At 45.2% G+C, this 24465-nt stretch carries 27 protein-coding genes; 8 read left to right on the top strand and 19 right to left on the bottom strand.

Features of this window, described 5'->3' with window-relative positions; translation table 11 throughout:
- Positions 1 to 59 precede the first annotated feature (59 nt).
- The 9 genes from HFV01_RS24525 to HFV01_RS24485 form a co-directional block, all read right to left on the bottom strand.
- Entirely contained in the window at positions 60 to 497 is a 438-nt protein-coding gene (locus tag HFV01_RS24525; RefSeq protein ID WP_006621859.1) for a hypothetical protein, read from the bottom strand.
- A 107-nt stretch (positions 498 to 604) separates the two neighbouring features.
- Positions 605 to 2713 carry a phosphate acetyltransferase gene (pta, locus tag HFV01_RS24520; protein ID WP_006621858.1) on the bottom strand — a complete coding sequence of 703 codons (2109 nt, stop codon included), beginning with the start codon at positions 2711 to 2713 and terminating at the stop codon, positions 605 to 607.
- Between the two features lie 120 nt (positions 2714 to 2833).
- Positions 2834 to 4420 (bottom strand): glucose-6-phosphate isomerase, encoded by a 1587-nt coding sequence (locus HFV01_RS24515; protein WP_006668847.1) that lies wholly within the window; start codon positions 4418 to 4420, stop codon positions 2834 to 2836.
- Between the two features lie 131 nt (positions 4421 to 4551).
- On the bottom strand, positions 4552 to 4809 hold the full coding sequence (locus tag HFV01_RS24510; RefSeq protein WP_006621856.1) for a hypothetical protein: 258 nt from the start codon (positions 4807 to 4809) through the stop codon (positions 4552 to 4554).
- Between the two features lie 84 nt (positions 4810 to 4893).
- Positions 4894 to 6165, bottom strand: coding sequence for an RNA-guided endonuclease IscB (iscB, locus tag HFV01_RS24505; protein ID WP_006621855.1), 1272 nt, complete (start codon positions 6163 to 6165; stop codon positions 4894 to 4896).
- 285 nt (positions 6166 to 6450) lie between these two features.
- Positions 6451 to 6723 (bottom strand): hypothetical protein, encoded by a 273-nt coding sequence (locus HFV01_RS24500; protein ID WP_008056779.1) that lies wholly within the window; start codon positions 6721 to 6723, stop codon positions 6451 to 6453.
- Positions 6724 to 6875: 152 nt separating this feature from the next.
- Complete coding sequence (locus tag HFV01_RS24495; protein WP_006621852.1) at positions 6876 to 7154, bottom strand: hypothetical protein; 279 nt, start codon at positions 7152 to 7154, stop codon at positions 6876 to 6878.
- Positions 7155 to 7223: 69 nt separating this feature from the next.
- Positions 7224 to 9245: a WD40 repeat domain-containing serine/threonine-protein kinase gene (locus HFV01_RS24490; RefSeq protein ID WP_193520465.1), complete on the bottom strand. Its 2022-nt coding sequence runs from the start codon at positions 9243 to 9245 to the stop codon at positions 7224 to 7226.
- Between the two features lie 37 nt (positions 9246 to 9282).
- The gene (locus HFV01_RS24485; RefSeq protein WP_006621850.1) at positions 9283 to 9753 is read right to left on the bottom strand and encodes a DUF8738 domain-containing protein; all 471 of its coding nucleotides are present in this window, start codon (positions 9751 to 9753) and stop codon (positions 9283 to 9285) included.
- A 111-nt stretch (positions 9754 to 9864) separates the two neighbouring features.
- On the opposite strand from HFV01_RS24485, the gene HFV01_RS24480 reads away from it, so the two are divergent.
- Entirely contained in the window at positions 9865 to 10500 is a 636-nt protein-coding gene (locus tag HFV01_RS24480) for a vWA domain-containing protein (RefSeq protein ID WP_006621849.1), read from the top strand.
- A gap of 53 nt (positions 10501 to 10553) precedes the next feature.
- On the opposite strand, the gene HFV01_RS24475 is transcribed toward HFV01_RS24480, so the two are convergent.
- Entirely contained in the window at positions 10554 to 11114 is a 561-nt protein-coding gene (locus tag HFV01_RS24475; RefSeq protein ID WP_006621848.1) for a thioredoxin family protein, read from the bottom strand.
- 182 nt (positions 11115 to 11296) lie between these two features.
- Between HFV01_RS24475 and HFV01_RS24470 the strand changes: the two genes are divergently transcribed.
- Positions 11297 to 11635, top strand: a complete 339-nt coding sequence (locus HFV01_RS24470; protein WP_046321095.1) for a cupin domain-containing protein — start codon at positions 11297 to 11299, stop codon at positions 11633 to 11635.
- 5 nt (positions 11636 to 11640) lie between these two features.
- On the opposite strand, the gene thrB is transcribed toward HFV01_RS24470, so the two are convergent.
- The 5 genes from thrB to HFV01_RS24445 all read right to left on the bottom strand — a co-directional run bounded on the left by thrB (position 11641) and on the right by HFV01_RS24445 (position 17640).
- Entirely contained in the window at positions 11641 to 12558 is a 918-nt protein-coding gene (gene thrB, locus HFV01_RS24465) for a homoserine kinase (RefSeq protein WP_006621846.1), read from the bottom strand.
- A gap of 81 nt (positions 12559 to 12639) precedes the next feature.
- The gene (locus HFV01_RS24460; protein ID WP_006621845.1) at positions 12640 to 12891 is read right to left on the bottom strand and encodes a DUF7219 family protein; all 252 of its coding nucleotides are present in this window, start codon (positions 12889 to 12891) and stop codon (positions 12640 to 12642) included.
- A gap of 386 nt (positions 12892 to 13277) precedes the next feature.
- Complete coding sequence (locus HFV01_RS24455) at positions 13278 to 16943, bottom strand: hydantoinase B/oxoprolinase family protein (protein WP_193520464.1); 3666 nt, start codon at positions 16941 to 16943, stop codon at positions 13278 to 13280.
- Positions 16944 to 17084: 141 nt separating this feature from the next.
- The gene (locus tag HFV01_RS24450; RefSeq protein WP_155839093.1) at positions 17085 to 17252 is read right to left on the bottom strand and encodes a hypothetical protein; all 168 of its coding nucleotides are present in this window, start codon (positions 17250 to 17252) and stop codon (positions 17085 to 17087) included.
- A gap of 100 nt (positions 17253 to 17352) precedes the next feature.
- On the bottom strand, positions 17353 to 17640 hold the full coding sequence (locus HFV01_RS24445) for a hypothetical protein (protein ID WP_006668841.1): 288 nt from the start codon (positions 17638 to 17640) through the stop codon (positions 17353 to 17355).
- A 271-nt stretch (positions 17641 to 17911) separates the two neighbouring features.
- On the opposite strand from HFV01_RS24445, the gene HFV01_RS24440 reads away from it, so the two are divergent.
- Positions 17912 to 19390: an aminotransferase-like domain-containing protein gene (locus HFV01_RS24440; protein WP_035759901.1), complete on the top strand. Its 1479-nt coding sequence runs from the start codon at positions 17912 to 17914 to the stop codon at positions 19388 to 19390.
- On the opposite strand, the gene HFV01_RS24435 is transcribed toward HFV01_RS24440, so the two are convergent.
- Together HFV01_RS24435 and HFV01_RS24430 are read right to left on the bottom strand one after the other, a co-directional pair.
- Entirely contained in the window at positions 19345 to 19848 is a 504-nt protein-coding gene (locus HFV01_RS24435; RefSeq protein WP_008056766.1) for a GGDEF domain-containing protein, read from the bottom strand. The genes HFV01_RS24440 and HFV01_RS24435 overlap by 46 nt on opposite strands.
- Positions 19849 to 19918: 70 nt before the next feature.
- Positions 19919 to 20236 (bottom strand): hypothetical protein, encoded by a 318-nt coding sequence (locus HFV01_RS24430; protein WP_228116458.1) that lies wholly within the window; start codon positions 20234 to 20236, stop codon positions 19919 to 19921.
- Between the two features lie 268 nt (positions 20237 to 20504).
- On the opposite strand from HFV01_RS24430, the gene HFV01_RS24425 reads away from it, so the two are divergent.
- The 4 genes from HFV01_RS24425 to HFV01_RS24410 are packed head-to-tail and all read left to right on the top strand — an operon-like array spanning position 20505 to position 22929.
- Positions 20505 to 20903: an MAPEG family protein gene (locus HFV01_RS24425; protein WP_006668838.1), complete on the top strand. Its 399-nt coding sequence runs from the start codon at positions 20505 to 20507 to the stop codon at positions 20901 to 20903.
- Between the two features lie 18 nt (positions 20904 to 20921).
- A complete protein-coding gene (locus HFV01_RS24420; protein WP_006668837.1) occupies positions 20922 to 21125 on the top strand; it encodes a hypothetical protein in 204 nt (67 codons plus the stop codon).
- Positions 21126 to 21137: 12 nt separating this feature from the next.
- Complete coding sequence (locus HFV01_RS24415; RefSeq protein WP_006621834.1) at positions 21138 to 21314, top strand: hypothetical protein; 177 nt, start codon at positions 21138 to 21140, stop codon at positions 21312 to 21314.
- A 25-nt stretch (positions 21315 to 21339) separates the two neighbouring features.
- The gene (locus HFV01_RS24410) at positions 21340 to 22929 is read left to right on the top strand and encodes a hypothetical protein (RefSeq protein WP_193520463.1); all 1590 of its coding nucleotides are present in this window, start codon (positions 21340 to 21342) and stop codon (positions 22927 to 22929) included.
- On the opposite strand, the gene HFV01_RS24405 is transcribed toward HFV01_RS24410, so the two are convergent.
- Positions 22918 to 23607: an ImmA/IrrE family metallo-endopeptidase gene (locus HFV01_RS24405; RefSeq protein WP_046321085.1), complete on the bottom strand. Its 690-nt coding sequence runs from the start codon at positions 23605 to 23607 to the stop codon at positions 22918 to 22920. The genes HFV01_RS24410 and HFV01_RS24405 overlap by 12 nt on opposite strands.
- A complete protein-coding gene (locus HFV01_RS24400) occupies positions 23604 to 23951 on the bottom strand; it encodes a helix-turn-helix domain-containing protein (protein ID WP_039932693.1) in 348 nt (115 codons plus the stop codon). Before HFV01_RS24400 ends, HFV01_RS24405 begins: the two co-directional genes overlap by 4 nt.
- Before the next feature lie 225 nt (positions 23952 to 24176).
- Between HFV01_RS24400 and HFV01_RS24395 the strand changes: the two genes are divergently transcribed.
- Positions 24177 to 24437 carry a hypothetical protein gene (locus HFV01_RS24395; RefSeq protein WP_006621830.1) on the top strand — a complete coding sequence of 87 codons (261 nt, stop codon included), beginning with the start codon at positions 24177 to 24179 and terminating at the stop codon, positions 24435 to 24437.
- Positions 24438 to 24465: the final 28 nt, after the last annotated feature.

The raw sequence follows: 24465 nt of genomic DNA, 5'->3' as shown, positions 1-24465 counted from the left end.
GTATATTTAATGGATTTGAAATGGACAACATCAAGGTGAATAACTGCAAATGTATGATTTTATGGGTGAGTTTGTTTTAATAAAGACTCCAGTTTATCTAACAAGAAAGACCGCCAAGGCAGTTTAGTCAAAGAGTCATATTCAATGTAGCTTCTCAGTTGCTTTTGTAACTTAATATATTCGGTAATTTTGCTTAAAATTATCAGTAATTGCATGGTTTTTTTGGATGCCATTTTATGGTTCATTTCCTGAAGCGATCGCTGATATTTTTGGAGAAGCTGATATAATAAAAGGCTGGTAATAGCCATAAATATTAAGCCTTTGAAAGTAGTCAGATAAGTAAACTGGCTATAATTACCAATAATAGTTTCTATAGCCTGATCAGAAATGAGTATCCAGACCGCGCCAATAACAGCGTAACTAAGGACTATTCGACGAGGGAGGTCTTTGGTTAATGTATGTATATTCATGGTCAAAGCCATTGACAAGGTAAACATCAGAGCATAGACTCTGTTATGGTGAAACCAGGATGGCTCACCATTATGGAGTCTTACCCATTAACAGTATTCTATCTGAGATGCTACAATGTCCAGTGTTTATGGAATTAATGGGAGTGACAATGTGTGCCTAGATTCGCTTGAATAGCAGTAATTGCTACGGTATTGACAATATCAGTGACGGTGCAACCGCGACTCAAATCATTAACGGGTTTTTTCAATCCCTGCAAAATTGGTCCGATCGCCACAGCATTAGCTGATCGCTGTACAGCCTTGTAAGTATTATTCCCGGTATTCAAATCGGGAAAAATAAAAACCGTGGCACGACCAGCCACCTGGCTATCAGGTAGCTTAGTTTTAGCGACACTCTCATCAATAGCAGCATCATACTGGATCGGGCCTTCAATTTTCAAGTCGGGGCGCAGTTGACGAGCGATGATGGTAGCTTGCTTAACCTTTTCGACATCCTCACCCTGTCCGGATTCTCCAGTAGAATAAGACAACATAGCCACCCTAGGTTCAATGCCAAACATTTGAGCAGTCAAAGCGGAACTGATAGCAATATCAGCCAATTGTTGAGGATTAGGATTAGGATTTACGGCACAGTCGCCATAAACCAAAATCCGATCTTCCAACCCCATTAAAAAGACACTAGAGACAATAGAAGTACCGGGAATGGTGCGAATAAACTCCAAAGCGGGGCGGATCGTGTGACCTGTGGTATGGACTGCTCCCGACACCATACCATCAGCGTGTCCCTTATAAACCATCATGGTACCAAAATAGCTAACATCGAGCATGACATCATAGGCCCCGTCTTTAGCAATACCCTTATGTTTACGGAGATTAAAATAGGTTTCAGCATAGTCTTCATACCAGGGGGATCTAGCCGGATCAATAATCTGGACTTGGGATAAATTCAAACCGAGGGCGGCAATACGTCCGCGAATTTCTGCTTCTGAACCTAATAAGGTAATATCTGCGACTCCCCGCCGCCACAAAATCTCAGCGGCTTGTAAAATCCGATCTTCGCGTCCTTCGGGTAGAACAATATGCTGTCGATTAGCTTTAGCCCTTTGAATCAATTGATACTCAAACATGATCGGAGTCATGCGAGAGGGACGGGAAACCTGTATGCGCTCCTCAATTTGACCCAAGTTGACATGAGTTTCAAATAACCCCAAAGCTGAGGCAATTTTGCGATCGTTGTCTGGGGTAATAGCACCATGTACCCGGTCTACATTCATGGCAGTTTCGTAGGTATCAGTCTTAACTGTGATCATGGGAACTGCCCAATGGGGACATCCATCGATGAGGCTTTGGATAGTGGCTGGTAGTTCCAGACCGCCACTAAGAATAATTCCGGCAATATTAGGATAGTTCTCGGAAGTAGCGGCGACGGCGCAGGCGAGAATAATATCAGCCCGATCGCCTGGGGTAATAATTAGGCTACCTTCTTTGAGGTATTTGAGGAAATTGGGAACTTGCATGGCGGCGACGCGCAAATCAAAAACCTCGCGGTTAAGGCGATCGTCGGATGGGCCATAGATTTGTTGACCGCCGAGTTTCTGGGCAATTTCGGCGACTGTGGGTTTAGCTAAAATGGGTTCTTCTGGAATGACAAATAGGGGATCTGGAAATTTCCAGAGAGTTGTCAACTGTTCCATAATTCCTGGAACATTGTGGTTATCGACACGGTTAACTACAGTAGCGGCGATCGCGCAACCTTCTTCAATAAAGGCTTCCCGTTCGGCTAGTAAGGCACTCATTAATTGATTGGGGGTTTTACCGCTACCGCTGGCTACAATCAAAATGGGACAACCTAGGTGGTTAGCAAATCGGACGTTAAAATCAAACTCGAAGGCGGAAGCGATATCAGTAAAATCGGTTCCCTCGCAGACTACAAAATCACAATCTTGCTCAACGGCTTTATATTTTTCGATGACTTGCTTAATGACTTCATCATAGCGACCCTCACCAATCAAATTTTGAGCTTCTTCGTGGGTGAGAGCATAGTAAGATTCATAGGGTAGGGCTTGGTGTAGGCGACTGCGAACTAATTGGATATCTCTGTCAGGAGTGGTGTGACTACGAATAATGGGACGGAAAAATCCCAATTTTTGAATTCGTTTGGAAAGCAATTCTATGATTCCGAGTACGACTAGGGATTTGCCACTCCCGGGTTCAATGGTAGCAATGTAGAGGTTCTCAGCCATTCCTTTCACTCCTAGTTATGTCCTGCCCTCCCATGCTACACCAATGAAAACTTACCCGATCTGTGGGGGGAGAAAGACCGGGTGAATAGGAATTATGGATTGGGCGCTAGTGGGTTAAGTTTAGCGCCATTTGGCGATCAGTTGGCCGGGTTTACTGGGGTCTCCGCTCAATTCTACTCCTCGGTCATTAGCTGCTAGGTGACGCAGGATTTTATATAGGGTTTCTACCTGTTCCTGGGCATCTATTTTGGTGGCTAAGTCGGAGATAGAAATACCTTGGCTATGGCTGCGTAAGGCTTGTAAACTTTGGTGTTGTAACTCTAGAACCTGGGCGGCGGCTTTTTTCCCGGCTTCGACTCCCGGTTGGTGATAGGCGTTGATGTTGACTAGGGAAGCATATAGACTGACAGCACGTTCATAGAGAGCGACTAGAGCGCCTACAGTGTATGGATTTACTTCGGTAATAGTTACGGTAATGGAGTCTCGTTGGTTGTCGTATAGAGCCTCTCGTGTGCCTTGTAGGAAGCCTGAGAGATAGTCTCCGGCGGTGACTCCGGGTTCGATTTCTGAGGATGGTCCTTGGCGATCGCGTAGGACTTCGATAAAGGTGGCGAAGAAGTTAGGAACCCCATCTCGAAGCTGTTGGACGTAGGCGTGTTGGTCTGTGGAACCTTTGTTACCGTAGACGGAGATACCTTGGTTGACGATGTTTCCATCTAGGTCTTTTTCTTTTCCCAAGGATTCCATGACTAATTGTTGCAGATAACGGCTCAAGAGTATGAGTCTGTCCTTGTAGGGGAGAATTACCATATCTTTTTGACCACGGCCACCTCCGACGGCATACCAACATAGGGCCAGCAGGGCGGCGGGGTTGGTTTTGATGTCGGGTTGGCGGGTGGCTATATCCATGGTTTGAGCCCCTTGGAGTAGGGCATGAATATCTATGCCTTGTAGGGCGGCGGGAAGTAGTCCTACGGCTGACATTTCCGAGGTGCGACCACCGATCCAGTCTTCCATGGGGAAGGTTTCCAACCATCCTTGGCTGGTGGCTTCTTGGTAGAGTTTACTACCGATTTGGGTAGTGGCGATCGCTTGATCGGGAAAGTGGAGGTTTTGCTTGAGTAAGGCTTGTTTAACTTCCATCATGCCGTTACGGGGTTCTGGGGTGCCGCCGGATTTGGAAATTACTAAGATTAGGGTACTCTTTAGGCGATCGCCTAGTCGTTGCAGAATCCGATCTATGCCATCGGGGTCACTATTATCAATAAAGTGGATGTTGATCAGTGGGTAATCTGGGGCTAAAGCATCAGCCACAAATTGTGGTCCTAGGGCTGATCCTCCAATACCAATGGAGAGTAAATCTGTAAATTTTTCGGCTTGGGGGGGTTTAATCTCACCCTTATGGACTTTAGCGACAAAGGTTTCTATTTTGTTAACTGTGTCGATAATTTGCTGTTTGATTTGGGGAGTAGGTGCTAACTCCGGGTTTCGCAGCCAATAATGGCCTACCATTCGCTGTTCATCTGGATTAGCGATCGCCCCACCTTCGAGGGCTTCCATGTCTCGAAATGCCCCGTCAAACTTGGGCTTCATGGCTTCCAGAAAAGCCTGATCAAACCTAATCCGACTGATATCGAGGTACAGTCCTATTTCTTCGTGGTAGTACAGCCAGTCTTGGTATCTTTGCCAGAGTGTAATGGCATCCATAATCACTGTTTCCCCGTTATGTACAAGTTGCCAGTCCAGAACATCTATGAGGGTTTAACCGCTTTTACCCTTCCGCAATTCATTGATAGAGCCTTATCTATCAGCACATATTCTACAACAGTTCTCAAAACTTAAACATGGGGTTTAGGCAGAATTCTCAGAAACTTGACGATTTGGCCCGTCATCTCTAGGCCGATTAAATAGCGATCGATGGTGAATCGATAAAAAATACCAGTCGAACCCACCGCACGAAATTCCGGTAATTCTTGTAAGCGATTAATTTGGGGAAACTTGACGAAAACGATTTGATAAACTCGCCAATAGGCATCCGTGTCTAAGGCAGTTAAGTCTTGTAAAAAAGAGCGTGCATAACGAACTTCAACATTCACGTAAACCTCTTGGGAGCGTGGAAGCCCCGTGTCTTTAGACCGGGGAGGAAACGCGACAGGGGGACTTTAGTCCCCGTCAATCTTTCAAGCATAGGCGTAACCATCCTTCCTGTGAATGGGTTGGCAGTATTTGTGGCTGATGCCTGCCACCCGTACAGAAGCGGTGGTAATATCAAAACTACCAGACGCACGGCAGAGAACCCGTCCTAGATATGAGCCAATTTTCTTCCCCGCTGTGACCAGTACCGTCACCATGTCGCCAGTCTGAAAGCCTTTATGAATTTGCCTCCTGGAGCGGTGACGATTCGGGAATCCGTACTTATTCGTCCCGCACATCTGACGGGTTCCATGCCCCTTTGCTAAAATCAGCAACGGTTTTGAAGTCAGAACTTCGAGTGATTCGACTGGTCCAACACAGGCAGTATCAAGCCAGTGAGCTTTAGGTAGGTTGAGCCTCAGTCGATTGAACTTCGTTTGTCCGCCCGTTCCTGTGGTAACTGGGAGTCCTGTTGCTTTCAAAGCATTGAACAAAGCCCATCGGGTCGAGTTAACGGCTGCTGCATCTTTAAGCGGCGATTTTACCTGCCTGAGAAGACGACTCAGTACATCAGGCTGGCTCGATAAAAAATCCCGAATGTCCCCATTGCCTTTGGCTTGATTGCATGAGTGGCAAGCCATCGTCAGGTTAGAAACCCGGTCAGAGCCACCCTTAGACCGAGGCTGGATCTGCTCAACTTCAAGTGGTACATTTTGAGCCCCACAGTAAGCACAGGTTCTGCCCCACTTCTCCAACAGGTATTCTCTGACTTCATAGCCTTGTAATTCTCCCTGCTGATACTCAACACCTGATATCTCAGGGTTTTCCATCAATTGCAGGTCGAACCGTACTAGCTCTTGGGTAATGCGGCCAACTGGGGCAAGTCTACGAAATCGGTGAACCCAGGTCATTAGAGTATCTACTCGATGCTGCCAGCTGGGAGCTAACCAACCTTCGGGACGAGTCCGATTCAAGAACCGAGCTGGTCGATATCGGGTCTTGCGGTTTCGTCGAGAACGTCGGAGTTGACGACGAGAGAGCAATGCTTCTTTAATCTGCTGTCCTCGGTGCTGCAACTCGGCAGCAAAGATAATATGATTCCCTTGCTTCAAGGCAATTCCAGTGACTTTAGAGCCTGGGTCTAATTTGAGTTCGAGCGGTTCAGGATTAGCGTCAACCTCCTTGTTTAGAATAATGGTGAATGGGTAGCGTCGAAATACCGATGCTTTCCCCGCTTTGAGCAGTGATCGTGCCACCCCTGGCTTGCACGGTGTCAAGGGCTTGCGGTTGGTATCTAAAACGAAAATATGGTTAGACATTGTTGCGTCTGTTCTGATTGCTCGTAACGTTTGCGCTTGCGCTAACGCGCACGCTGCGCGAACGCTAATGTTCAGAGTCGGTACTTTCCAAATCGCACTGTCTTAACCCCTTAGAACTGTTTAACGATTTGGTTCTAGTGCCTGGAACTAGCACGCATTCCAGGGTAGGAACTTTAACTCTTGCTCTGAACGTAGCCAGTTAAGGCTTAAGCTGGTCAGCTACCTGAAAGCGGGGGGCACGAAGCCCCCGTGCTTCAGCCGGGGGTGCTGACGACATAACCAATATCAAATGCTTTCTATATCGGGATTCAATCCATGGGGGGCTAGGGGGACACGCCCATAATCAAAATACAGCACTTGTAGGGCTTCTTCTCTCGTCAAGGCATCTCCTGGCCTTAATTTTTGATGGGCATTATCAATGGCTTTGAGCATGAAAGCATCCTCATAGAGGGGGGTCAGAAACTCCCAGGCAGTTTTCAGGTCCTCGTCTGATATTCCTTCTATTAAACGGTGTAGTTTTTTTCTCAAAGATATCATGACTCTTGCCTCCCTTTCCATGATTTCAATCTAGCAGAAAACTATGAAAGTTGATCATAATATCAGCCCAAACTAGATGCCCACACTACCTGAGTAGTTCTTGAATTATATTGTAGTGGGAGCATCAATTAACAATTAACTATAAAAACTGCATCAGGAAACTGGCAAGGCCCTTAGCACCTTTGGGTAATACCCCGCAATGAATCCATCAAGTTCTGATATTCAGGAGGATTAATCAACCCTGAACTGTAAAACTGTGCTAGACAGCTATTTAGGGCATTAAATGCTGTTTCCTTATCAATCCAGGACTTGCCCCCAAGCAGTGCCTCTTCTGGAGTGGAGTAGTCGTTATTGGAAGTTAGATGGTCACCGTAGGGCAGGATGATCTGCCACTTCCAACGGTGACGGAAACTGAGGGTTGATATCAGTAGCCCATAATAATCCTTGTGCATTGATTTTTGTTACCTAGGTGACAAAACTTAATTTTTATTTAACAATTGTATTATATTTTCTAATCAATATCAAGTTTGGGCGGCGTGATACCAAATCTTCACGAGTCGGTCAGATCCGCCACTAGCTATGGTTTTGCCGTCAAGACTAAATGCTAGGGATAATACGTCTGCTGAATGGGCGGCGATGGTTTCTAATAATGTGCCGTCGCCCAGTTGCCAAATGTCGATTTGGCCTTTACTGTTGCCAGTAATTAACTCTGTACTATCGGGTTTAAAGGCGATCGCAAATATATCCGCATCATCAGCCCGCAGGGTACGCCACAGCTTCCAGGTCTGGTCTTGTTGATGCCATAGACCGATGGAACCATCCCGACATCCTCCGGCTAACATTTGACCGTTAGGACTAAAAGCAACGGTTCTCACCCAGTCAGACCAACGGGGTAGGCTTCCTAATTCTTTTCTTTGCTGTAGGTTCCACAGGCGGACAGTTTTATCCCTAGAGGCGCTGGCTAGGGTCTGACCATCTGGGGAAAAGGCGAGTCCATAAATGCGATCGCTATGACCATAGAGAGTGTAGGAAGGCTTCCCTTTTTTGAGATCCCAAATTTGTATGGTTTTGTCCCGGGAGGCGCTGGCTAGAATATCTCCCTGGGGGGAAAAGGCCACCTGTTCCACAGCATCTTGATGACCAATGAGCGTATACCAGCGTTTACCTTTTTTGAGATCCCAAATTTCCACAGTCTGATCGCGACTACCACTAGCTAAAATCTCTTCCTTCGGGGAAAAGGCGATCGATGTTACCCAATTTTCATGACCAGTTAGCGTGTACCAACGTTTCCCATTTTTCAGTCTCCAAATTTCTATAGTCAGATCTTGGCTACTGCTGGCCAGTATTTCCTGATCAGGAGAGAAAGCTACACAGGTGACTTGATTACGGTGTCCTGTCAGCGTATGTAGCAGTTTCCAGCTAGGTGATGACCGTTGAGGTTGAACACGGCTAGGTTTTGGTGGGGTGGGTGGCTGAGAAGTTCTAGCCGTCGGTGGTGGGGTGATTTGCTGACTGGTTCTAGCTGTCCGTGGTGGCGGTGGGGGCAGTGGTGGCCGCGGTACTCTCACCGATGCAGCCGGGCTAGGGAGTGCCGTATTATCAAAGTTATTAATATTAATGTTGTGCAGAATCGTCGGGGGTAGTCCACTAGGATGCAGTGCCCTCAGTACATTCAGCGGGGAATTATAGCGCTGGGAAGGTAGGGAAGCCACCATTCTATCTAAAACTAAGCCCAGTTTATTACTAACCGTATTTTCCTGTAAATAATCTCGCCAAACCCATTTATCTTGGTGAATATCATAGAGGTCAAAGGGCGAGATTTGGGTGAGTAAATATAAGCAAGTCACCCCCAAACTATAAATATCACTAGCATATATGGCTTGACCCCTAGTTTGTTCTGGAGCCACATATTCAGGACTGCCGATAATAGTTCCTGGTCCTGATAAGTTGGTGCTTTGTACTACTTTCGCCGCCCCAAAGTCCACTAATACCAACTTACCCGATGTCGAGCTATTTACTAATGTTTGAGATTGAATAATATTGGCGGGTTTAATATCCCTATGAATGACTTTATTTTGATGTATAAATTCTAAAACTGGCAAGAGTTCATCAAGTAGTTGAATTATTTGAGTTTCGTTAAAAGTTCCCTGGCTAATTACTAAGTCTTCTAAATTGGGGCCGTTAATATATTCTTGGACTAAATATTGATTATTGTCCTGTTGAAAATGTGCCAGCAAATCTGGGATGTGGGGATGTTTTCCTAGTTCATCGAGACGCTGGGCTTCTTGGTGGAATAATTCCGCCGCTTTGCGAGTGGTTTCTACCCCTTGGGTTTGCGGGAAAAATTGCTTAATGACGCAGGGGGGATGGGAGGGTTTATCGTGATCAACTGCCAAAAATGTTTTCCCAAATCCGCCATGACCAATAGGTTTTATAGCCTGGTATCTCTCCCGTAGAAACAGTTTGGCACCACAGGTGAGGCAGAATTTAGCATCATCTGGATTTTGGGGATGAGAACATTGGGGATTGAGGCAATAACTCATGGTAGAAAATAATTACCAGGGGACTAGGTTGGGGTTTTTATTCTGTTTCTAAGCGGAAGGTTTGACCATTATGATTGGTGCGGTAAAGCCAATGGCGCTGACCATCAGACACTCGGACCCGCCAGCCATCTACTAACATTTGACCACATAATTCGTCTGGCTGGGCGAGTCCTAAACAGGTATTTGGCCAAGTATGTCTTTCGGCGGCGAGGATTTCGATTTCATCTGGGGAACTTCCAGTGCGATCGATGACATCTTGGCGCAATTTGGTGGTAATTTCCGGGGGGAGATCGGCTAAATTTTGGGAGGTTTCATCCATGATCATCACGGCTTCAGGGTTTTCTACCATAATGGGGTCTGGAGTAGGAGAGTCGGTTTTGACTAAAACCACATAGGCGACTAGGGCTAACACGCCTATCAGTAGGGCGAAGATGACCCGGGGAGGTTGTAGGTAGATGGGTCGGTCTGGCTGGTCTTGGTTGGCAGAATCCTGGGGCTTAGGTTTCATAACTAGGACTCGCAAAAACTAGATGATGACGCTTGGAAATATTATAGCTTAATAATTATGGGAAGGAAATGATACAGTATTAAATTAAGTACAATTGTGGGGGTTTGATGTATGGATGTACTATTAGAGGGGGGTGCAGTCCTGGAAAAACGGGATTATACCTTAATTGTGGATGTCAGCGAGAGTATGGCAATGGCTGGCAATAAAAAGGGGCAGTCTCGCTGGGAGTTAATGCGACAATCGATTTTAGAGTTGGCAACCTATTGCGAACATTTTGACCCGGATGGGATTACTTTATATTTATTTGCTGAAGAGTTTAAGCGCTACGATCGCATTACTTCTGACCATGTGGGAGAGGTTTTTGAGAATCATAAACCAGCCGGAAAAGCTGATTTAGCCTCGGTTCTCAAAGATGCCACTGATAGTTATTTTGCTAGACGGGCGACGGAACAATCACAGCCTAATGGTGAAACTATTTTTGTGGTGACGGGTGGGGAGATTATTAATACGTTATTGGAGGTTAAACGCATCTTGATTAATGCTTCCAATCAATTAACCCATGAGGAAGAGTTGGCTGTGGAAATGATTAGGGTGGGCTCTAGTGAAGAGGCTACGGCGTTTTTTAAGGTGCTTGATGATGAGTTAACGGCGGCGGGCGCTCGTTACAATATTTGTGATACAGTGAGTTTGGAAGATATGGAAGAGATTAGTTTGACGGATGTTCTATTGCGGGCAATTACTGATTAGATTTGAGGGGATTTCCTGGAAATAGGCAACCATTGGGGTTGCCTTGATTGATGTTATTGCGGATGCCATTTGATATTGCAACCAATACTGGGTTTTTGGTCGCTGTTGATGGGTTTGTCGGCGATAATGGCATCTAAAGCCGCCCGCAAATCTGCCCCGGTGACGGGTAAGTTATTCCCGGGGCGACTGTCATCTAATTGACCGCGATAGACTAATTGGCGATCGCTATTAAACAAGAAGAAATCGGGGGTACAGGCTGCTGTATAGGCTTGGGCTACTTCTTGGGTTTCATCGTAGCAGTAAGGGAAGGAAAAACCTACTGTTTCCGCTTGGTTTTTCAGGTGTTCGGGTCCGTCTTGGGGATGGGTTTTGATGGAGTTGGCGCTAATGGCAACTATTCCTATTCCTAGGGGTTGATAATCACGTCCTAATTGGGCTAGTTCATCTTGAATATGTTTAACGAAGGGACAGTGACAACATATAAACATGACTAGCAAGGCTTTTTTATCCTTAAATGTATCGACGGATATCATTTCCCCAGAGGTCACGTCTGGGAGTTGAAAATCTGGGGCGCGCGTCCCCAAACTTAACATGGTTGATGCTGTTAAAGCCATGATTCAAGATTCCTAATTTCTACTATTGGATAACATCTGTTATCATTATAGCGGATCATTCTCGACTCAGGTTAGGTAACGCCATGACTGATAACTAGGATGTTTGGGGGTGGGGGGTAAGTTGACATGAAGCGAATGTGATATGATCTCAAATAGCCACCCATAAAATGGAGAGAGCTATTATGAGCGATATCATATCCCTAAATACTTCAACGGCTATTAAGTTGGATGATTATATCCAATATGCGGAGGGGGGAATTGTTAGCCGGGTTTTGCTGAAAGATGCTCACTGTCAATATACCCTATTTTGTTTGGGGGCTGGCACGGAAATTTCGGAACATACAGCTACCAAAAACGCGACGGTTAACGTTTTGGAAGGTCGCGGAATTTTAATTCTGGAGGGGAAAGAGATTACCTTAGAGGCGGGAGTGTTTGTATTTATGAAAGCCAACGCACCCCACGCCCTGAAAACTGAGGAAAATCTGGCATTTTTACTGACTCTTTCGGCTGGTAATGAGTAGGGAAATTAAGTGACTTTAGCGCCTTGGGTATCAATTGCAAGCGATCGCACATCTACCCCGATGTTATAGCCCCTCCAAGCCTCCCTCATAGCAGATACACATAAGTGGGTGTGGGGGGGGTCTGTGAGGGCTAGAAGGGTCGGTCCTGCCCCGCTAATGGCTAATTCGTAAGCGCCTGCATCTAAGGCGGCTTGTCTGACGGTATCATAACCCTGAATCAGAGATTGGCGGTAGGGCTGATGGATTTTGTCAGCCATAGCCACGCGCAACCAGTCTCCCTGTCCGGTTTCTAAGCCTCGGACTAATAAACCTAGGTGGGCGGTGTTGAAAATGGCATCGGCGCGGGTATAATGGGAGGGGAGGACGCTGCGGGCTTCGGCGGTGGATAGTTCAAAGTCGGGAATAGCGACGACGGGGACTATATCTTGATGCCAAGGAATTTCGCAGATCTGCCAGCGGTGGTTATGGTCGGCTACTGATAACTGACAGCCCCCCAACAGGGCGGGAACTACGTTGTCGGGGTGTCCTTCTATGGCGATCGCCATTTCCATAATTTCTGTTGGAGTTAGGGGGTTTCCGGCTAGGGTATTTGCACCCACTAAACCCCCGACAATTGCTGTGGCTGAACTTCCTAAACCTCTGGCGAGGGGGACTCCTAGTTTGATGTGAATTTTGACGGGAGGGGGAGTTTGATTGATGTGATGGTAGAATTTGAGAAAGGCTTGATAAACTAAGTTGCGATCGTCTGTGGCTACGCGATCGCTTTCTAGTCCTTCGGCGGTAATTTGGTGGGGTTTTTCTGTATCTGTTAAAGGCGAAAATTCTAGGGTATTATATAGGCTGAGGGCTGCACCAATACAATCAAACCCTGGTCCAATATTGGCGGTGGTGGCGGGGACGGTAACGGTAATTGGGTGAGACATTGAAAATGATGAATATGGGCTAATTTTGTGGGAAAATTAGGGATTTTATCCCTGGCTTGTAGTTATGCAGACCATGGCTAGTTATTCTGGGTCTTGGTTGGCTGAATTTTCGCCAATATTAAGATTCTTTTTGGACTCTTTTAATTCTTTCCAGAGTTGTTTGATTCTTTGGTAAGCCACTTCGGAACTCAGTTTACCATTGGTTTCTAACCCACAGATATAGTTCACCTTATGTGCAAACTCTTGGAGGTTAGAGTTAAACATCATATTTTGGGGGCTAAATTCTCCACGATAACGGGTTTTGGGGTAAAGAAATTCGTCTTTTTCGTTCATATATTTAGGCTGAATATGTTAGTTGGTATCCTGGGGGAAAGCTACTACTAACTCCCTCAAAAAAAATGCTATTCTGGCTACATTTTTAGGTGCTAGTAATATCATTAATGAAAATCAAGGACTGACACTTAGGGGGTATCTGGGTTTAAGTCTGACCGTGGTGATTATAGTATTTCAGGCGGGTTATACAAGGGAAAGGATTATATTTTTGACCAGTATTTATACTGACTCAATCCGATTAAATGATTAACTAAATCCGGGTCAACTTAGCTGAAGATCATATAGCATTATGTATTATATGTTAGGCGATACCAAAAGGGGAGTCAATATGTCTATGGGTTTAGACAAACTCCCCATGGTCAAAGAGGTTTCTAGCCTATTATAGGTTATTGTGGCGCACCATATCCCCCGCCGCCGGGAGTTTGGATGGTCAACACATCCCCTATACCCATAAGGGCGATCGCCGTACTACCGAGATCTTCAACAGTCCCATTTTGGCGAGTAATGGAATTACGCCCCACCATACCCGGTTCACCCCCAGCCATACCAAAAGGTGGAATGATGCGATGTCCCGATAGGATAGTGGCAGTCATTTCCTCCAAAAATCGAATTTGGCGGATAATACCATTACCACCGCGATAGTTTCCGCCGCCGCCGCTGTGGGGGCGAATAGCAAAAGCATCGATCAGAACTGGATAACGCCATTCTAACACTTCTGGATCAGTTAGGCGAGAATTAGTCATGTGAGTATGTACCGCGTCGGTCCCGTGAAAATTTGGACCTGCGCCAGATCCGCCGCAGATGGTTTCATAATACTGATAGCGATCGCTTCCAAAGGTCAAATTATTCATAGTTCCCTGGGAAGCCGCCATAACCCCCAAAGCGCCATATAAAGCATCAACCACAGCCTGAGAAGTTTCGACATTTCCCGCTACTACAGCCGCCGGAAATTTGGGGTTAAGCATACAGCCTTGAGGGATGACAATTTCCAAAGGTTTTAGACATCCAGCATTGAGGGGAATACTATCAGCCACCAAAGTCCGAAATACATACAAAACCGCCGCTTTACAAACCGCCTGGGGCGCATTAAAATTACTTTCCAATTGTCGAGAAGTTCCGGTGAAATCTATTTTAGCGCTGCGGTTTTGGCGATTAATGCTAATCGCGACTTGAATAACTCCCCCATTATCCAGAGGATAAATAAACTGACCATCCCGCAGAACATAAATAGCCTTTCTCACGCACTCCTCAGCATTATCCTGGACAAATTTCATATAAGCCTGGACTGTGGCTAACCCATATTGTGCGACCATTTTCTGTAATTCCGTCACCCCTTTTTCGTTAGCGGCAATTTGTGCTTGTAGGTCAGCAATATTAGTCTCCGGGTTCCGCGCCGGGTAGGGATGATGAGTTAATAATTTCAGCAATTCTGCTTCTCGGAATTTGCCACTATCAACCAACTGGAAATTATCGATTAAAATCCCTTCTTCCAATACTGTTTGACTATGGGGCGGCATAGAACCGGGTGTTATCCCTCCCAGGTCAGCATGATGACCGCGAGATGCCACATAAAATAAAATGTTTAATCCGGCGGTATCAAACACTGGAGTAATGACGGTAATATCAGGTAAGTGAGTCCCGCCATCATAGGGATTATTTAGCATATAAACATCCCCCGGCTTGAGAGTTTCGGCTTTGGCTTTAATTAGGCTGCGGACACTTTCTCCCATAGAGCCTAAATGTACAGGAATATGGGGAGCGTTAGCTACGAGTTCCCCCAATTCATCAAAAATTGCACAGGAAAAATCTAGGCGTTCTTTAATGTTAACTGATGATGCCGTATTTTGTAGGGTAATTCCCATCTGTTCCGCGATAAACTGAAACAGGTTTTTAAAAATTTCCAGACGCACGGGATCTGGTTTATTGGTCAAGGTATTGGTGTCAATGGGGGAGGTTTGGGGCTGGGAAATTTTGGCTAAAACTAAGTGATTGCGTTCGGTTAATTGGGCAGACCAACCTGGTTCTATAATATTAGTTCCGGTGGCTTCAAGAATAATCGCAGGTCCGATTACTTCATCTCCTGGCTGTAAAATCTCTCTGGGAAATACGGGGGTTTGTTGCCATTTCTGATTAGCAAACATAGGGACGGTAGCAATAGGAGATGGGGGTTGATCATTTCGACGAGATAATATGGTTTCCGGGGGATTTTCCATCTGGCGGACTACTTCGACGGATACAGATTCAACTATTAATTTTTTGTCGGCTTTGACAAAACCATAACGGGTGCGGTGTTCGGTTTCAAAGGCGGCTTTCATGGGTTCGACTTGGGGAGAAAATGGGACGGTTAGGGTGGAGTCAGTCCCCTGATATTTTAAATTAGCGCGATAAAAAACTATGTCGTTGGGGGAATTGTGGGGGTCAAGTTCCGATCGCATTTCGGTTTCTAAATCGGCTAAAACTGGGGTGATATCTGCTAATAAATGTTCGTTTAGCGTGGCTTCTATGGCTTTCTCGCGGATGTTACCTACATCTGCTAGGGCCATGCCATAGGCAGATAAAACGCCAGCGTAGGGATGAATAAACACCCGTGTAATGCCTAATGTATCTGCGATCGCACAGGCGTGTTGACCTCCTGCGCCGCCAAAGCAACAGAGGGTATATTCGGATACGTCATAACCCCGCTGTAGGGATATTTTCTTAATCGCATTAGCCATATTTTCTACGGCGATCGCAATAAAACCCGCCGCCACTTCTTCCGGTTGGCGAGGGTCTCCGGTGGCTTGAGTAATATCTGCGGCTAACTGGTTAAATTTGGCTTTAACTACTTCTGGGTCAAGGGGTGAATTGGCTTGGGGTCCGAATACTTGGGGGAAAAATTCGGGTCTAATTTTGCCTAACATTACGTTACAGTCAGTAACTGTTAAAGGTCCCCCACCACCATAGCAAGCGGGACCTGGATCAGCACCCGCAGACTCTGGACCGACACGATAGCGGAAACCGTCAAAGCATAAAATTGAACCTCCCCCGGCTGCTACAGTATGAATAGAAAGGATAGGCGTTCGCATTCTGACTCCCGCAATTTCGGTCTCAAATTGTCTTTCATATTCGCCATTATAATGCGCGACATCTGTGGATGTTCCACCCATATCAAAGGTGATAATTTTGTCAAAACCTGCCTGTTTACTGGTTTTCACTGCGCCGACAATGCCGCCAGCAGGTCCTGATAAAATGCTGTCTTTTCCTTGGAAGTTTTGGGCGTTAGTTAAAGCACCATTGGACTGCATAAACATTAATTTAGGCAGGTTTTGCGGCGGGCTAGATACTGCATCTTTTGGGGGCTGGTTGCCATATAATTCCTGGGCAACTTTATCAATATAACGCCTTAAAATGGGTGAGAGGTAAGCATCCACTACGGTGGTATCTCCCCGGCTGATTAGCTTCATGAGGGGGCTAATTTGGTGGGATGCGGAAATTTGGGTAAAGCCAATTTCGGCGGCGATTTCGGCGATTTGTTGTTCGTGTTTGGGGTAGCGGTAGCTGTGCATTAGGGCGATCGCACAACTGCGAATTCCGTCTTGATAAGCCTTTTTTAGGGCGATTTTTAAGGGTTCTAATTGGAGAGGTTGCAGTTCTTCCCCTTGGGCGCTGTAGCGTTCTTCTGCTTCGATTACCCTTTCATATAGCAGGGATGGTAAAATGATTTCTTGGGCAAAAATATCGGGGCGATTTTGATAGCCAATGCGGAGAGCATCTTTAAAGCCTTTGGTGATGATTAACACAGTGCGATCGCCTTGGCGTTCCAGGAGTGCATTGGTTGCTACTGTGGTTCCCATTTTTACCTCAGAAATACAATTTTCTGGGATGGGTTCATGCAAACCAATTCCTAAAATTTCTTTGATACCAGCTACCACAGCATCCTGATAACGTTGAGGATTTTCTGATAGGAGTTTATGGGTCACTAAACTACCGTCTGGTTTGCGCGCGACAATATCTGTAAATGTACCGCCTCTATCTACCCAAAATTGATATTTATTTACTAAGTTTTCAGCCATTGAATAATCCCCAATCATGTGAATTGTTGACAGTTACTCTAGTCCCATTCTATATAGCCATTCTCAATCAATACAGAAATCAGCCCCCACCACCTTCTCACCTTCTGGGAGAGGGTGGTTAGGGGGTTAGGTGATCTGGTCTTATTTATGAGACAGTTGCTTTAGTCTTTGGTCGGGAGGTATGACTATATATTCACCATAAAAGAGACTAAATTCGATGGTATTGTGTATCAGTTTGATGAGACGATCGCCCCAAAGATGCGATCGGGATAATAACCGATGATTTTGCCAATTCTGTTGTTTCACCATAAAAACCCCCTGAATCAAAAATTGGGTATAAGTAGGGTCTAACCTACTGACAGACTCAATAGATATCCCTCAGATATTGGGTTGACAAATAAACCCCGGATTATTTAGAATAGCGGGATTCTAACCAAATTCTGACATCTTGTTCCGTATAAAAACGTTGATTGCGCCGAGTGAAAGGGTCATAAACATCCCAGACTAAATCACCATCTTGATCATAACTTTCAGAGATTCTGATATCCCCGCCACCCAGCAGAAAATTATACAATAAACTAGGTATTTTTTGCCACCAATTAACAATACCTTTTGTGGGGTAAATGCCGGAATAATTCACCAAAGCATTACCCGTCAATGGCATGGTACTACAAGCAGTTCGTTCCGTTGATTTCATCGCCACAATTCCTCCATGAATATTCAGTTGTAACAAACCATAAAGTAGAGGAGATGCTAACTTTAAACTCCCTTATTTATCGCGGTTCACATAAATAAGCGATCGCCAAAATAAGTAAATTTCGATCACTCTATAAAAAGTATGACCTACCTCAGCCAAAAATAACAGATGCAGTTATGATGAATTGTAGCCATAACAGTTTAATTTTTGGCAACTGTTATGGTAAGAAAATCAGCAACTGTATCCTTGTAAGGGATTTGGAGGTATGACCATGAAAGCCAGACCCGTGGAAAAGTCTCCCGGAGTGAATTTGTATGAACAGGTAGCCAACCGCATTCAGTCCCTCATTAAAGAAGGGACCCTGAAACCAGGCTCGCGCATTCCCTCAGTCCGCAAAATGCACCAACAGATGAGTGTTAGCATCACTACAGTATTAGAAGCCTATCGCCTCCTCGAAGACAGAGGGCTAATTGTCGCGCGTCCTCAGTCGGGGTACTATGTTCGCCATATTCTGTCACTTCCACCCGCAGAACCCACCTCCTCAGCCCCTCCGGGACTAGCCTGTAACGTAGATACCTCAATAGCTTTTAAGATCAATAAAGTCCTACGGGAACCAGGAATGATTAAACTCGGTGCCGCCGTCCCTGACCCGGAACTATTCCCCCTCGCCGCATTAAATCGACTGATGGGACAGGTAATGCGTCAAAACCCAGAAGTCTGTCACTCCTATAACGCGCTACCAGGGTTGGAACCTTTACGCGATGAAGTAGCCAGGAGATTAATGGATGCGGGTTGTTCCCTCACCCCAGACCAAATTTTGATTGTGAATGGGACGACAGAGGGGATGTATTTATCTCTACGCGCGATCACAAAACCGGGGGACACAGTGGCGATCGAGTCCCCATCCTATTATGGATTGTTAGAAATTTTGCAATCTCTACACCTAAAAGCCTTGGAACTTCCCACCCACCCGCGATCCGGCTTATCATTACCAGATTTGGAAAACGCCCTGAGTCAAGGTCAGGTGGCTGCTTGTGCGATCGTTTCCAATTTTAGTAATCCCCTGGGAAGCTGTATGGAAGATAGCAAGAAAAAAGCCTTAGTGGAAATTCTGGAACGCTACGATATTCCTTTGGTGGAAGATGACGTTTATGGAGATTTAGGTTTTGATGAGATGCGTCCGAAGGCGATTAAAGCGTTTGATAAAAAGGGTTTGGTTTTATATTGCTCTTCTTGTAGTAAAACCATTTCTCCCGGTTTGCGGGTAGGTTGGGTGGTCGCTGGTCGTTATCAAAACACCGTCGAACAACTCAAATTGTTTACTAACATTGTCACAGCGGCAGCTAATCAATTAGCGATCGCTGCCTTTTTAGCCAATGGAGGTTATGACCGCCATCTCCGACACCTACGACGGGCTTATGGGGAACAGGTTTTACGAATGACTCAGGCAATTTGTGATTATTTTCCCCCAGAAACTAAAGTAACGCGCCCCACAGGAGGTCACGTCTTATGGGTAGAACTTCCACCCCATTTTGATGCGATCGCACTTTACCAAGAAGCCTACCAACGCCAAATTAGCATTGCTCCTGGTACCATGTTTTCTGCATCAGGAAACTATCAAAACTGCTTTCGCTTAAATTGTGGTTTACTTTGGTCTCCCAAAATAGATATGGCTATGAAAACTTTAGGAGAACTAATTGCCAATCAAGACTCTGATAAAACTCGGTTACGCCCGCTATTTTTCGCTTGATCCAATCCCCTATCTGCACTTAATATCAGGTCTTCTGGTGATAAATCATCCCCAATAATTTGACTGGCAACTCCCGCGCTAAGGGTAATACATGAACCAATCTCAGACCCACAGTGGGGGATATTTTTAGCCAAAACCTTCAGGCGAATTTGGTTCGCTACATTCAGGGCTTCTTTTAATTTAAGACCCGGTAGGATAATCGCAAACTCTTCACCACCGTAGCGGGCGGCTAAGTAGGGCTTTTGCTTATGAGAAGCCGTGATAGCTTCTTGAATAGCTTTGGCAATTCTTGGCAGACATAAATCTCCCGCTAAGTGACCATAATTATCATTGTAGGGCTTGAAAAAATCTATGTCTAAGAGAATTAAAGAGATGGGTTGTCCTTTTTGGCTTGGTAAAGTATGTTCCATATAAAGATAGAACTTACGTCGATTTGCTAATTGCGTTAAATCATCCAAAAAAGCTAGTTCTTTCAGCTTTCTGTTTTCTTGCTGTAGCTGCCGAATCCTGATATTTTGATAGTAAATCTTACGATACAGTTTCCGCTAGAGCAATATTGTGGAGGATGTTAATGGGATATTGATCAATATTCTCCATGGTATTACTATCAACTAAAATGTCCTGAACTATTGGGCGATTTAGGATGTCAATATTCATGGTAGTATTATCTTGATAGTTCCTCGAAAAATGGGGATGTTCATGATGCAAGTTTTGGTGATTATTTAAACCCAACTTGCTGACCATTTTAGTGAAGATGACTTCCAGCTTGGACTTCAGATTAATTTCCTGGAAATATCTTGACTTTTCGATGGAAATAAGATTTAATAGTTGTGGGTTCAGAATCACGGTTAACTTACCTATCTCTCGGTTTCAACAATATCGATTATTGACGATCTGCCGTAAGATTGCCGTGACGACTATCCGCCGATACCGTGATAATCCTGAAAAAGTCTCGTGATCGGCTAGTTTGAATGATTGTGATCATTTGACCAAATTTATGTGACTGTGATCACAATGGGCTAAAAACCTGTCTGAGGGTAGATACGGAGAAATTCCCACCCAAAATGGCGAAGCAGGTTAATATTGTGGTAGATACTCACGAGGCAATCAATCTATGTCACCTTGGCCAAGCCTAATCACTGCATCTGCGCTTATCCTATACCTGGTTGTCACCATCAACGTAGGTAGAGCTAGAATGAAATATAAGGTTATGCCTCCTGACATGACAGGCGATCCCAACTTTGAAAGAGTTTTGCGGGTACAGCAAAATACCCTAGAACAGTTAATTATGTTCCTTCCAGCGTTGTGGCTGTTTTCTGAGTTTGTCAGTCCCTTAGTGGCTGCGGGTTTGGGGGCAGTATGGATAGTTGGGCGCATTCTCTATGCGTGGGGATACTATCAGGCGGCGGAAAAGCGGATGATTGGCTTTGGGGTCAGTATCTTATGCTTATTTTCCCTATTGGGGGGGTCTCTAATCGGAATTATCATCCCCTTGGTTAAACAACTGATCTAAATTCGTGGAGTCAAGGACATGGCAGAGAATCAGCCAGAAGATCCGATCATGTTTAGGATCAGCGATCGCCTCTTTCAACAATTAACCGAATTTACCGAAACCCTAGAATCCGAGGATATGAACCCGCGTCCCAATTCCGAGGGCGATCGGACAGTCAACCCGCCAACGGACTTAACCAGTTTACCGCTACCCTCGGAGTCCCCCAATTCCCCATCTGAATAACTTAATTAACGAATGGCTGATCTCGAACAATTAAAATCTGCCTTGGTCAGGACTAAAAATCCTAACCAAATATCTGCCCTAATTGTTGATTTCACCCACCAAGAGATACTTAGTGTCTACCATCAACTACCGTCCCAAAAGCAGCAACGAATTTGTCAAATTTGGGCGATCGAATTTGAATCAGGGTGACAATTAGTAAGGGTAAAGTGCATCCATGTCAGAACCCAACAATCATCCTTCATCATTACAGTATCAAAATGAATCTCCCCCTCATTCCTCCGCTTTCACAGAGGAAGAAAACGAGATACCTACAGTCACCGACTCCGAATCTTTATTTAATCACACATCAGGCTTAGTTCCCTATCTGGGTTGGGTGAGTGTTTTATCATTAATTGTCGCTATGGTCATGTTTGGAAATGACCTAGGGGCGATCGCGATTATTTATGTAATTATCACCATTTTCTGTGCGGCTTTATCCTACCGATATCCCCGCCAAGGATTATGGGGTTTACTGATTTATTTACCTTTGGCGGGGACGATCGCCTATTGGGTAGGGGATGATCGACCTATTTTTCACTTACTAAAAAATATATTATTTTACATTCCCGCCCTTTTAGGAATGCTGGTTGTCTTAATTCGTGAAGGCAAAGCAATTCTGATTAATAAACATCTCAAAATCCCGCTATTAATCTTTGTAGGGATTGCTTTAATTAACCTAATTATCGTCAATGGAGGGCAACATTTTAGTGATGACCCTAGGGGAATTCCCATAGTTATGGGGATTTTCGGATTAGCCATCTTAATCGGATATATCCCCCTAATCACCTGTGGATATTACCTGATCCGTAAAAGTCAAGATGTCTATTTCCTCAATCGTTTACAGGTAGTTTTAGCCATAGTATGTTGTCTGCTAGGTATCGCTCAATTTTGGTTAGTCATCACAGGTGTTTGTCCTGACAATAGCGGCTTAGAACCCCATCTTTTACTAACAGCCAACCTACAGCGCAAGTGTCTAGTTGGGGGTTCTTTAGGCTACCTACCAGAAGCCAATTTTATCCGACTTCCAGGAACCTTTGTCTCGCCGTGGCATTGGACATGGTTTTTAATTTCCAGTGCCTTTTTTGCTTTTCTAACTGCCCTCAATGACCCGAAAATCACTTGGCAGATAACTGGCGGATTTTCCCTATTCTTAATCATGATAAATGCCGTCATCTCAGGTCAGAGAACCGCTTTTTTGGCCGTACCTGTGGTGCTGATATTATTAATGGTTGCCACCAGTCATATATCTCGTTGGAAGCGATTATTAATTAGCTTTTTAGCCATCGGACTATTTTTGTTAACTACCCTCGTCATATTTCCTAATCTAGCCGAGGGACGAATTGAAAGTTTTACCGGACGCTGGATAGCATCCCCCCCTCCCGAATTTGTCATAGATCAAACTCAGTGGACTCTCAGAAATAGCCGAGGCTTATTAGGTAATGGACTCGGACGAGGGACTAATGCCACCCGCAGTCTAGGTAGCACACGGCTACTAGAAACCTATTATTCTAAACTCATCTACGAATTAGGCATCATAGGAGCGATCGCCTTTTTAATATTGGTAACCACCCTGATGATCGAAGGTTTCAAATCTTATCATCAAGTCCGCAATTCTCATCTGAGAAATGATGGTATTGTCTTCTGGATTTTTATTATCATTATCGGTTACAACCCCTACTGGTATCCTCTCGATACCGACCCCGTTGCCGTTTATTACTGGTTGATTGCTGGGGTGATGTTGAAACTACCCAGCTTAACCGAATAAGCGTTGTTGCTTGTTTAAATCAGCTTCTCCCAGATAAATTTGGCGCTGACCTTTGGGAATAGTAATCCAACCCAAATCTTGTAGGCGGTTAGTCAGATTAGAAATACTCACCCCCAACTCATCCCTAATACTGTAGAGATGAGACCACTTACTGAGATCGCGACCCGATCGCTTTTCCTCCAAAATATGACGAGGCATCAGCAGACAACTGGCAAAATATTGAGCCTGCCATTCAATGGAAGCAATTTGAGAGGAAACCGCACCACTGCGACAGACAAATGGTTCCTGGGCTGTTGAGGATGACCAACCGTAATTTCCCAGATTCAATTCTAACTGTCGAGCTACCCCGTCCACCTCATCCTGATTAATATGAAGGACCCAGTGTCCGATTTCATGGGCGATCGTAGACTCGATAAACCCTTGGGGTTTTTCTAAAATCTCTTCGTTAATCTCAATTTGTCTAGCGGCGGGAATAATGCGGGCGGCGATCGCCCCTTGTTCGTCCGCTGGTATGTAATCCCATACTACCCCCAAATCTAAAAAGTCCGCCACCAAACTCGACTCAAAAGGCCACTGAGGAGCAAAATTAGGGGTAGCCGCCATGCGCTGAAGAATCTGATCAGCGCGACGTTCAATAGATTCTTTCGCATAAAAGCGATAGGGTTTGAGAATACTCACTGATCTTTCCCCGAAGCTGCATCAAATACCTGTTTAGCAAAATTAGGGTTTTCCTGAAGTCGTCGAAATAGCGCTGTGATCTCCCGGTTATTCTGTTTGAGGAAATTCTCGTAATGGTGGGGAATGCGTCCCGCCAAAAAGATTAACTCCTCCTCATCTATGCCCAAATTTCGCGCTAAACCCCGGATTACCTCCTCTTTGGGAGCATAATCAGCGCGATCGTTCTCTAGCTTTGATAGATAGGTAAAGTCCACACCAAGCAACCCCGCCAGTTCTCGCTGGGAGTAGCCCCTATCCTTGCGAGCCTGACGGATCAATTTACCAAAAGTTTGTGTTTCGTCCACGGCATTGTCCTCCTGGTCTCTATTATAAGACACCTTGAACAAAATTTCAACTGATAACTTGACGAAACCATCAACACTTGTTAGTATAGATGTAGTTGAACAAAGCATCAACTGCCAAGGCTCTACTGATAGCGCTCAACTGTCAATAAAACCACATCATGCCATAGATGTAGAGTCTAAGGCTTCCAGATGTTGGGTGAAATGGCGAACCGGAGGACAGATCCCATGCTCAGGACTTGGACTGATACCCATTACCAACTAAATGATCACGACTGGCTCTATATTGCCACCCATGAGGAACTAGGTTCAGCGTCCCTAGTCTGTCCGGGTTATACGCGCGACGGTACAGGATTTAGCATTCATTTTACTGCCGCTCACACGGAGACTTTAGAGAAACTGATCGCCGCCTTAAAGATTTTGAAAGCACAACCCCAACCATTATCTACTTATCCCGAACCAGAAAAAACAGTTTCTGTGATTCGCTAAACGCTGATTTTGTCCACATTTTCACGAG

The organism is Limnospira fusiformis SAG 85.79 (assembly GCF_012516315.1).
Classification (GTDB): Bacteria; Cyanobacteriota; Cyanobacteriia; order Cyanobacteriales; family Microcoleaceae; genus Limnospira; species Limnospira fusiformis.
This window is presented reverse-complemented; position numbering and strand designations above follow the sequence as displayed.